The organism is Candidatus Dormiibacterota bacterium, assembly GCA_035532835.1.
Lineage (GTDB): Bacteria > Vulcanimicrobiota > Vulcanimicrobiia > Vulcanimicrobiales > Vulcanimicrobiaceae > DAHUXY01.
Genome location: DATKQG010000068.1, coordinates 1 through 9,553 on the forward strand (window position 1 = coordinate 1; position 9,553 = coordinate 9,553).

Below are 9,553 nucleotides of genomic sequence, written 5' to 3' on the forward strand. Positions count from 1 at the left end.
CGGCCGGGTCGGGATGAACTTCCACCAAGAGCCCGTCCGCGCCCGCCGCCACACCCGCAAGGGCCATCGGCTCTACCAAGCGCGCGAGCCCGGTGCCGTGTGACGGATCGACGATAACCGGCAGGTGGGTCAGCTCGGCCAACAATGGGATGGCCGAGAGATCTAGGAGGTTGCGAGTGGCCGGATCGAACGATCGGATCCCGCGCTCGCAGAGCACGACCTGGTCGTTTCCGGCGACAAGAATGTACTCGGCCGCCATCAGCCATTCGGCAATCGTCGCGCTGGGCCCGCGCTTGAGCAGGATCGGAACCCCCGATTCGCCCGCCTCGCGCAGCAGCGCGAAATTCTGCATATTTCTGGCGCCGATCTGGAGCATGTCGGCATACCGCGCCACGATCCGCACGTCGCGCGGATCCAGGACCTCGGTGACCACCGCCAATCCGTTCCGGTCGGCGGCGGCCCGCAGCAGCTCTAGCGCCGCCGGGCCCAAACCTTGGAAAGCATAGGGTGACGTACGCGGTTTGAAGGCTCCGCCGCGCAAAACGTTCGCGCCCGCCCGCGCCACGCCCGAAGAGGTGAGGTCGATCTGCTCCTCAGACTCAACCGAGCACGGGCCCGCGCAGATGGCCAGCGTCTCCGCGCCGAACGCGGCTCCATTCCGCAGGCGCACGACGGTGCGCTCGGTACGGGCATCCCGGCCGACGAGCTTCAACTCGGGGTTTCTATCGATCGATCGATCCACGACTGCGCGATTCTATCACGAGTGCCGGTTATGGGGTGCGACGTTCTTCGGGCTGCTCGGCGATACGCTGCAAGGCCGTCAGCTCGCGCTCGGTCAGCCCGCGGACGAGCCCCAGCCCCAAATCGCCGAGCGAGATCGGTCCGAACCGCAAGCGCACGAGGGTTTGCACCGGGTGGCCGAGCGCCTCGAACATTTTGCGCACTTGGCGATTGCGGCCCTCGTGCACGGTAATATCCACCACGCTATATCCGGCCCGGACCGAAACGACCCGGACCTTGGCACCGGCCGCCTGGAACGAATCGGCAGCGATGCCCTCACCCAGACGTTTGATGTCTTCGGGGGAGAGTCGTCCCGAGATTCCGGCGCGATAGGTCTTGTCCACGCCGTACTTCGGGTGGAGAAGGCGATTGGCAAGATCGCCGTCGTTGGTCATCAGCAGCACGCCGGCGGTATCGAAATCGAGCCGGCCGACCGGAACGACGCGCGGAATGTTCTTAGGTAAGAGATCGACGATGGTGCGTCGGCCTTGCGGGTCGCGCATCGTCGTCATCACGCCGATCGGCTTGTGCAACACGAGGTAGGTCGGCTCGTCCCGCACGCTCACCGGCGTGCCGCTCACGTCGATCCGGTCGGAGAGCGAAACGATCGTCCCCATCTCTCGGACGGTCTTACCGTTAACGCGAACCTTGCCGCGAGCGATCAACAAATCGGCATAGCGCCGCGAGGCCACGCCCGCCTGCGCCAGATACTTGTTGAGCCGAATGCCGTCGGCGGGCTTATCCATGGTCATCGTGTTCTACCCTATGCGTGTCTTGGGGCCTGCGAAGACGAAGGCCGCGCGTGGTGCGCGGCCTTCGATTCGCTGCGAGTTCGTCGCCGGGCGAAGGCTAGCGGCTGTTGCCGCCGTCTTCGTAGCCGCGCGACATTGAGAGCGCCTCTTTGGTGACGGACTGCAAGAACTCTTCGTTCGTGCGCGTCTGCGCCATTTTGTCGAGGATGATCTCGGTGATATCGCCGGTATTGAGTACCGCCGTTGCGCGCCGCAGCATCCAGATCTTGCGCATCTCGTCGGTCGAGAGGAGCAGTTCTTCGTGGCGCGTACCAGAGCGCTTGATATCGACGGCCGGGAAGACGCGCGACTCGGCGAGTTTGCGCGTCAGGTTGAGTTCCATGTTACCGGTTCCTTTGAACTCTTCGAAGATGATGTCGTCCATCTTCGAACCGGTCTCGATGAGCGCGGTCGCAATGATCGTGAGCGAACCGCCTTCTTCGATCTTTCGCGCGGCTCCGAAGAACCGCTTCGGCTTATGCAACGATGCGGTATCCAAACCGCCCGATAGCGTGCGGCCGGAGTTCGGCACCACTTGGTTGTACGCGCGGGCCAAACGCGTGATCGAATCGAGTAAAATCACGACGTCTTTGCCGAGTTCCACGAGCCGCTTGGCGCGGTCCATCGTCAGCTCGGCCACCGCGGTGTGATTTTCGGGATGTTCGTCGAACGTCGACGCCACAACCTCGCCATCGATCGTGCGTTGCATATCGGTGACTTCTTCGGGGCGTTCGTCCACCAGCAAGGCGATGATGTGCGCCTGCGGATGATTGATCGAGATCGCGTTAGCGATGTTCTTGAGCAGCGTCGTCTTGCCGGCTTTCGGCGGAGAGACGATCAGCGCACGCTGTCCCAAACCGATCGGGCAGAAGAGATCGATGACGCGCGTCGAGAGTTGCGTCGATCGCACCTCGAGCCTGAAGCGCTCGTTCGGATAGATCGGCGTGCCTTTTTCGAAGAGGCTGCGGCCCTTGATGGCCTCGGGGTCGAGTTCGTTGATCTTATCGACGCGAATGAGGCCGTAGTACTTTTCGCTCTCTTTCGGGCGCCGCACTTGGCCTTCGACGTGGTCGCCGCGCCGCAGTTCGAAACGGCGAATCTGAGTCTGGCTCACGTAGATATCGTCCGGACCGATGATGTAGCCGCCGCGTCGGAGGAAGCCGTAACCCTCCGGTAAGATGTCGAGGATGCCGCTGGCCATTTCAAGGCCCGAGCGCGAGCTCTGGGTCTCGAGAATCGCCGCGATCAACTCGTCTTTTTTGAGTTTCACGGGTGTAGGGATGTCGAATTGCTTGGAGAGTTCGTTCAGCTCGACTTTCGTTTTCTCGCCGAGTTGAGCGGCGGTGATCATCGGCGGCCCGGCATCGGGCTCACGAAACGACTCCTGATGCGGTGGATTGTTGCCGAAAGGCTGGTTACCGTGCCGGCGTCGCGAGCGGCGGCGACGACCACCAGGGCCTCCCTGAGGCGGGCGGCCGTTTTCGTTGGGACGATGTTCGAGTTGCAGAGGAGTATCTCTCTTGAAGAGTCGCACACGTCTAACGGCAAACGCTTCGCAAGCGAGGCTGCTGCGCGCGTCGGTAACGTGAACGTGGGGAGTGACGAGCCCACTATAACATGGGGTCGCCGGGGATTCAAGGCATTCGGGCCAAGCCGGCGCTAAGCCGCGACGTGAAGCGCGACCTCAGACCTCGCTCGATGCGCCAGGTCATCATCCTCCCCGGCCAACGTCACCGCGTACTCCTCGAAGCGATTTAGCGAACAGCCCAATCGAACGTACGGGAGCACCAGAGGAGGTGGGACGTCGCGCCGTTCGTTGATATCGCGCACCAGCGCCTCATCGGCGAGCGCGAAACGCGTACGGCTGAAGCCTCGCTCCAGGAGCGCGGCCGCGACGGCACTCAACGCGGCGTAGGAGATCTCTCTCGATGCCAACCCGGCAAAGCGTTGGGCGCGAAAGGGGATGCGTATCAGCCGGCTTCCGGAATCGGAGCGCAACCGGGCGTAGGCAACGCCCTCGCCGCGCCGGTCGGCAGCATAGGCGATGGAGGCTTCGATTGGTGGCTCGTGATGTGCTCGCATGTCTATACCCTCGTACCCACAAGAGTATCGAACATACGTTCGATTGTCAAGCCGAGTCGGAGATGCGCCCGCCCTCGACGAGGCTCCAGTAAATCTCCAGGGTCCGCTTCACTTGGTCGGCGATCGCAAAACGCCCGGCGGCAACCCGGCTGCGCTCCGCCGTCGCAGGATCCGGCTCGAGCGGGATCGCTCGCAAGGCCGCAGCGAACGCCGCGACGTCGACCTCGCACAGGATCCCCACGCCGCCCAAGACGTCGCGATTTTGAGGCGTGTCGGCCGCGATCACCAGGCTCCCCGCCGCCAACGCTTCGGCTTGCACGAGCCCCTGCGTTTCGCTCGTGCTCGGGAAGACGAACGCATCCGCGCTCGCATAGAGATCCGGTAATTGCTCGCGCGCGACTTCGCCTAAAAACGCCACGCGGCGCGAGATGCCGAGCGACCGCGCGAGTTCTTCTAAATCGCCGCGGGCCGGGCCGTCGCCCGCGATCGCAAGCCTGAGCGTCGGATCGTTTGCGCTGGCCATCGCGCGCAAAACGACGTCGAGATTTTTCTCGATCGCAAGACGCGAAACGAACAGCACCAGACGTTCGCCGGGCCGCGCGCCCAGGCGCGTGCGCAACTCGTCGCTACGGCGTCCCGCGCCGTAGAATTCGATATCGATACCGCTAGGTACGATGTCGATGCGCGTCAGTACGCCGAGTTCGCGCAGATGATCGCTCATCGCGGCGGTCGGCACGATCACCGCATCGACTAGATTCCCAAACGTCCGCGTTAGCTGCGACGCCGCGTAGCGCGTGGCGTTCGCTTCGAATGGAACGTAGTGCGCGTACGCTTCGAGTTGCGTGTGATACGTATACACGACCGGCATCCCGTAACGCCGCGCGTAACGCAAGCCCATCCAACCGGTGATGAACGGCGAATGCACGTGTATGAGCGAAAGACGCTTGATGACCGTATTGACGTTGCGGCGACTCACCAACGGAAGGGTGAGCCGGTACGGCGTGCGCGCCGGCAGCGGGAGCGACGGCATGCGAAACACCGCGCCGTCGCTCCGCTCGGCTCCCGGCATCCGCGGCGCGAAGCAGTAGACTTCGTTACCGCATTCGCGCAAGCCGGCAGCCAGACCATCGACCGATGCAACGACGCCGTTGACCACCGGACGGTAGACTTCCGTAAAGAAACCGATGCGCAAATGCTCCACGCAACCCGCTTTTGGCGCCGCGCAGGCACCCGCCTCTACGGCCCGAAGAGGGCAATCCTCCAGGCAAGCGACTTCTGGCATATTCCCGTCTCTCACCCGACGTGATATAGTGCCGAAGTTAGTTCAGATCCCCACCCTGTGGGATCGCGAGCCGCTGCCGCTCTTGGCATCATGACCGGCTCGCACAGCAGCCCGGAAGGCAACTCCCCTCGGGGTCTTGTTCTTCCGAAAAGCGATCGTACAACTCAACTTAGGCGTTTCCCACTGGATCCGTCGCCCTTAGCGAGAGAAGGCACTGCCGACTCTCCCACACGTACTGATCGGCCCGCTCGTTCATCGTCTACCCGTTGCGTGGTGTTGCGGTAGCCCTTGGCGTTGGGTTGGGACAGGAAAGGAACGAGGGATGATAGGACGCGGCCCCCTGCGGCTGAGCCATGTGCTCTCCGTCAGCGTTCTGACCGCCGGCTTGGTCTGTGCCGGCTTTCTCACCTACCCTACGTCGGCTCTAGCTGCGAATGGGGTAGTGCAACGGACCATGGAGCACGTGATTTCGTTCGATTCGAACGGAGTTGTGACCCAACAAACGACTCGCGCGGCTACGGTCGGTAGCTTCCTGCGCGAACGCGGAATCACCGTCCGCGCGCACGACTATCTGGCACCGCGCAAACAGGTTCCACTCTCCGACCATCTTTACGTCACGTACAATGCGGCCGTACCGGTCACGATCGCCGGCATGCATCTGCATCGTCGCGTCGATAGCGCGGCAACCGACGTCGGCGCACTCTTAGAAGAGCAAGGCATCGTACTAGGCACGCACGATCGCGTGCAACCCGCGCTCGCAGCTCGCGTGCCGGCAAACGGCGTCGTACGTATCGTACGCGTTCTCACCTGGCAACGTAACGAACGGCGCACCATCGCCGAAAAAACCGTTCACCGCCTCGATTTCTCGATGCAACCGGGCTCGTCTCGCGTCGTTTCAAAGGGTCGCACCGGCGAACGTACGGTAGTGATGCAGTTCACGCAACGCGATAACGGCCCCGTGCGACACACCGTCGTCGCATCTCGCGTCGTTCGTAATCCCAAGCCTCGCATCGTCGCCGAAGGTGTCGGCGAATACGCGGCGTTCGCACGCTTCGCACGCCGCGGCATCGAGCACACCGCATACATCGCGGCGAGCGCGATGGATATGGTCGCGACGGCATACACCGCCGGATGCACCGGCTGCAGCGGCATCACCGCCACCGGCCGGCCGGCCGGGCACGGCATCGTCGCCGTCGATCCGCGCGTCATCCCGCTCGGCACGCGGCTCTATATCCCCGGATATGGTTTCGCGCTTGCAGGCGATACCGGCGGAGCGATTCGCGGTAACCGCATCGATCTGGGCTTTAACTCGTTGCGCGATGCGATCGAATTCGGTCGTCGCGAGGTAACGGTCTACCGCCTCAAGTAACCAGGCCGAATGGTCGACGACGACTCCCTGCAAGCAGCCGATGCACTCCAGCATCCCAAAGCGCTGCTTGCAGCATGGGGGCTACACCCAAAGAAACGATACGGGCAAAATTTCCTGATGGATAGCGGCTCCGCGCGGCGCATAGCGCGCCTCGCGCTCGAAGGCGCGCCGGCGCCCGTTCGCGCGTTGGAGATCGGCGCGGGCACCGGCGCGTTGACGCTCGCACTTTTGGATGAAGGCGCCGACGTCACGGCACTCGAGATCGATCCCGAACTCATCGCGCTGTTGCGAGCGCGCCGCGAATTAGATAAGGCTCGCATCGTCGAGGCCGACGCGCTCACCTTCGACTACGCGGCCTACGGCGGCGATACCGCCTGGATCGTTGCCGGCAATCTTCCCTACAACATCGCCACCCCGCTGATGCTCGGCCTGATCGAGATGGAAAGGGGACCGGCGTCGTTGACGGTGATGATTCAAAAAGACGTTGCCAATCGGCTGGCTGCGAAACCCGGCACGCCGGCGTACGGCAGCCTTTCGATCGCCGTTCAATACGCAATGGTCGTGGAGCGGGCGTTCACGCTCGGGCCGCGGGCGTTCTATCCGGCTCCCAAGATTGATTCAACCGTCGTCCGATTGCTCCGGCGCGAAACGCCCGCGGTACATCCGCGCGATGTTTCGCTGTTCCGAAAGGTCGTACGAGCCGCGTTCGCGTACCGCCGCAAGACGTTAGCCAACAGTCTGATGCTCGCGCTCGGCATCGAGCGCGCGACGATCGCTCGCGCGATTGCAGCAAGCGCCCTTCCTCCGGAGTGCCGCGGTGAACAACTCGACCTACACGCCTTCTCCCGCTTGGCCGACGCAATGGCCGACGAACAGCTTTAGAGCCAAACCCACCCTTCAACTCATCTTTCTGGTTCTGGGCATCTCGCTGCTGGTGCTCTTCGCCGGTATCGGCACGCTCATCGCCCTCCACCAACTCCATCGCGGAGCGGTCGCGCTCGTCCCGGCGCTCGTCATTCAGCTCGCACTCGAGGCGGGCGTCGTCGCCGTCATCCTGCGCGGACTTCCCGCCCTCTCGGGTTTCTCGCTGCGCGAATTGGGTTTTCGCGGGATCGGTGCCGGGCAGATCGGCATCGCGATCGGCGGGTCGCTGGTCATGGCAATCGTCGCTAACGGCGGCGCCTCGCTCATCGACGCGCTCTTTCACACCACCCACGAACAACAGGTCGTGCAGATGGTGCGGAACGTCCATAATCCCGCGATCATCGCGTTCTTTACTATTTTCGCCGTAGCGATCGCTCCGATCGCCGAAGAAACGATCTTTCGCGTCCTCGTCTTCAACATCGGTTTGCGCTATCGCGGCTTCTGGTTCGGCGCGATCCTCAGCGGCGTGCTCTTCGGAGCAGCCCACGGCGACATGTTCGAAGCGCTTCCGCTGGCGCTCGCCGGCATCGTCCTGTGCGGCGTCTATTACCGTACGCGCAACGCCTACGCATCGATGATCACGCACGGCCTATTCAACGCCATTACCGTCATCGCACTTTTCGCGTTCCCGCAGTTAACGAAATAGTCTCGATTCGGCTTTATGGCGTGGTTCGTAGGAGATAGCGGGGCGGGCGACACCATTGGGACGGGGACGCGCGCGTTTTTCACATCCATGTGAAAAACACTACTCCGTTCGTCGTCGCTCCCGCCCTCCGGGCTCCGCTCCTCCCTCACAGGCCCCGACCCAACGGCATCACCCACCCCGCTATCTCCTCGGACACGGTTGTGAATCATCCCTATGACGTCATGAATAACCATATGTCAATACTATGTGTGAGTTGGGACCTACGAAGATAACGCATCCAAAGCTGCGAGTACGTCCGTTGCGTTCGGAACGCGATCGCGGAAGGGCACGATGGTATGCGCGAGCGATGGCGGGCGATCGAGCGATGCGGCGCGCCGGTCGAGGCGTTTGCGATAGAGCTCCGGGCCTACCAGCGCGACGGCGCTCGCGCACGGTTCGTCGTACCAGTCGGGATAGTGCGCGAGCCAGATGCCGGCGATCGGGCGGCCGCCGATCGCTAACGCCGTATGCAGCGGGCCGGAGGGCACGCCGATGAATGCGTGGGCAGCGTGGATGATGGTGGTGAGGATGTGCGCGAACGGCATCTGCGTATCGCCGAAGAGATCGGCCGTCGTCGGCGGCGCATCCGGGACATCCATTGCCGACGAGCGGCGTTCGTCGATGAGCAGGATGCGTGCGAGGGGATCGCGCGCGCGCAATGCGGCAGCTAGTTCGACGACGTGCGAGAAGTTCCACGTCTTTGCGGCGTTGGTGTGCCCGCCGGGAGCGATCAGGTAGAGGTGTTCGCTCGGAGCGACGAACGCTCGCAAGTGCGCCTCGATCGCCTGTTTGTTTTCGGCGGGGGCGTCGAAACGCAAGGATGACGCGAGCGGACGCGACAGATCGAACGTTTGGAGACGTTCGGCGCTGACGAGATCGCGCGCGAGCGAACGCGCTTTGGTGTGGTATGGGTAGCGCGTTCCGCCGGCGTGCTCGGGATAATCGGTGTAGAGCATCGCGTCGATGTTCGCTTCGCGGATGCGATCGAGGAGCGGTTCCGGGACGACGAGGCCTTCTTCTCGATTGCGCAGGCGGCGGAAATCGAGGCCGAGGTGGCGGGCGCCGAACGCGCCGCCGTCGCCGATTGCGGCTTCGCCCGAATACATCGGCGTTACGGTCTCGCCTTCGTCGTAGAGATGCACGAAATCGTCGCCGAAGCGCGTGAGATAGTAGCGATTGCTCGGATCGAGGAGCGGGACCACGTAACTAAAGTGGACGAAGTCGCCCAAGCCGTGCGGCCAGTAGATGAGAATGCGCCGGTTGCGCAGCGCGGCGAATGCGCCGCCGCGCTCGTCGAAGACCGGCAGGCGCAGATTCGCTTGACGCGTTCGGCGGCCGAACCACTTCACCGATTGCGCTCCGAGCGTACGCGTTGGACGATCGCGGAGACTTGGGCGATGAATCGCTGCGGGCCGAATCGCACGGCGTGTTCGCGCAGACGCGCCGGCTCGAACGCGTGCTTGTCTAGGCGACGGATCGCATTCGCGAGCGACTCGGGGGTCGGCTCGTCGAAGAATAGGCCGGTCTGCCCGTCGATTACGGTCTCGCACGCACCCCCGGCGCGCAGCGCGATCGTCGGCCTTCCGGTTGCGGCGGCTTCGACCGGGACCAATCCATAGTCTTCTTCTCCGGGAAGAATG

10 protein-coding genes are annotated in these 9,553 nt (G+C 63.3%); 3 read left to right on the plus strand and 7 right to left on the minus strand.

What is annotated here, in order from left to right; translation table 11 throughout:
- The 5 genes from aroF to VMW12_08665 form a co-directional block, all read right to left on the minus strand.
- Positions 1 to 742: 3-deoxy-7-phosphoheptulonate synthase (gene aroF, locus VMW12_08645; protein ID HUZ49792.1), on the minus strand; the 742-nt coding region annotated here is incomplete at its 3' end.
- A gap of 28 nt (positions 743 to 770) precedes the next feature.
- Positions 771 to 1,532, minus strand: coding sequence for a pseudouridine synthase (locus VMW12_08650; protein ID HUZ49793.1), 762 nt, complete (start codon positions 1,530 to 1,532; stop codon positions 771 to 773).
- A gap of 97 nt (positions 1,533 to 1,629) precedes the next feature.
- Positions 1,630 to 2,919, minus strand: a complete 1,290-nt coding sequence (gene rho, locus VMW12_08655) for a transcription termination factor Rho (protein HUZ49794.1) — start codon at positions 2,917 to 2,919, stop codon at positions 1,630 to 1,632.
- 311 nt (positions 2,920 to 3,230) lie between these two features.
- On the minus strand, positions 3,231 to 3,653 hold the full coding sequence (locus VMW12_08660) for a hypothetical protein (GenBank protein HUZ49795.1): 423 nt from the start codon (positions 3,651 to 3,653) through the stop codon (positions 3,231 to 3,233).
- Between the two features lie 46 nt (positions 3,654 to 3,699).
- Positions 3,700 to 4,854, minus strand: coding sequence for a glycosyltransferase (locus VMW12_08665; protein HUZ49796.1), 1,155 nt, complete (start codon positions 4,852 to 4,854; stop codon positions 3,700 to 3,702).
- Positions 4,855 to 5,257: 403 nt separating this feature from the next.
- Between VMW12_08665 and VMW12_08670 the strand changes: the two genes are divergently transcribed.
- The 3 genes from VMW12_08670 to VMW12_08680 are packed head-to-tail and all read left to right on the plus strand — an operon-like array spanning position 5,258 to position 7,874.
- Entirely contained in the window at positions 5,258 to 6,304 is a 1,047-nt protein-coding gene (locus VMW12_08670) for a 3D domain-containing protein (GenBank protein HUZ49797.1), read from the plus strand.
- A 9-nt stretch (positions 6,305 to 6,313) separates the two neighbouring features.
- Positions 6,314 to 7,186 (plus strand): 16S rRNA (adenine(1518)-N(6)/adenine(1519)-N(6))-dimethyltransferase RsmA, encoded by an 873-nt coding sequence (gene rsmA, locus VMW12_08675; GenBank protein ID HUZ49798.1) that lies wholly within the window; start codon positions 6,314 to 6,316, stop codon positions 7,184 to 7,186.
- Positions 7,122 to 7,874: a type II CAAX endopeptidase family protein gene (locus tag VMW12_08680; protein HUZ49799.1), complete on the plus strand. Its 753-nt coding sequence runs from the start codon at positions 7,122 to 7,124 to the stop codon at positions 7,872 to 7,874. Before rsmA ends, VMW12_08680 begins: the two co-directional genes overlap by 65 nt.
- 260 nt (positions 7,875 to 8,134) lie before the next feature.
- Here the strand turns inward: VMW12_08680 and VMW12_08685 are convergent, their stop codons facing one another.
- Positions 8,135 to 9,262, minus strand: coding sequence for a glycosyltransferase family 9 protein (locus VMW12_08685; protein HUZ49800.1), 1,128 nt, complete (start codon positions 9,260 to 9,262; stop codon positions 8,135 to 8,137).
- Positions 9,259 to 9,553, minus strand: a 295-nt coding sequence (locus tag VMW12_08690; protein ID HUZ49801.1) for a glycosyltransferase, incomplete at its 5' end; no start/stop codon positions are given. The genes VMW12_08690 and VMW12_08685, both read right to left, overlap by 4 nt.

Coding starts and splice junctions, on each gene's coding strand:
- VMW12_08650 (HUZ49793.1), bottom strand. CDS start 1,532: ATGACCATGGATAAGCCCGCCGACGGCATTCGGCTCAACAAGTATCTG.
- VMW12_08660 (HUZ49795.1), bottom strand. CDS start 3,653: ATGCGAGCACATCACGAGCCACCAATCGAAGCCTCCATCGCCTATGCT.
- VMW12_08670 (HUZ49797.1), top strand. CDS start 5,258: ATGATAGGACGCGGCCCCCTGCGGCTGAGCCATGTGCTCTCCGTCAGC.
- rsmA (HUZ49798.1), top strand. CDS start 6,314: ATGGTCGACGACGACTCCCTGCAAGCAGCCGATGCACTCCAGCATCCC.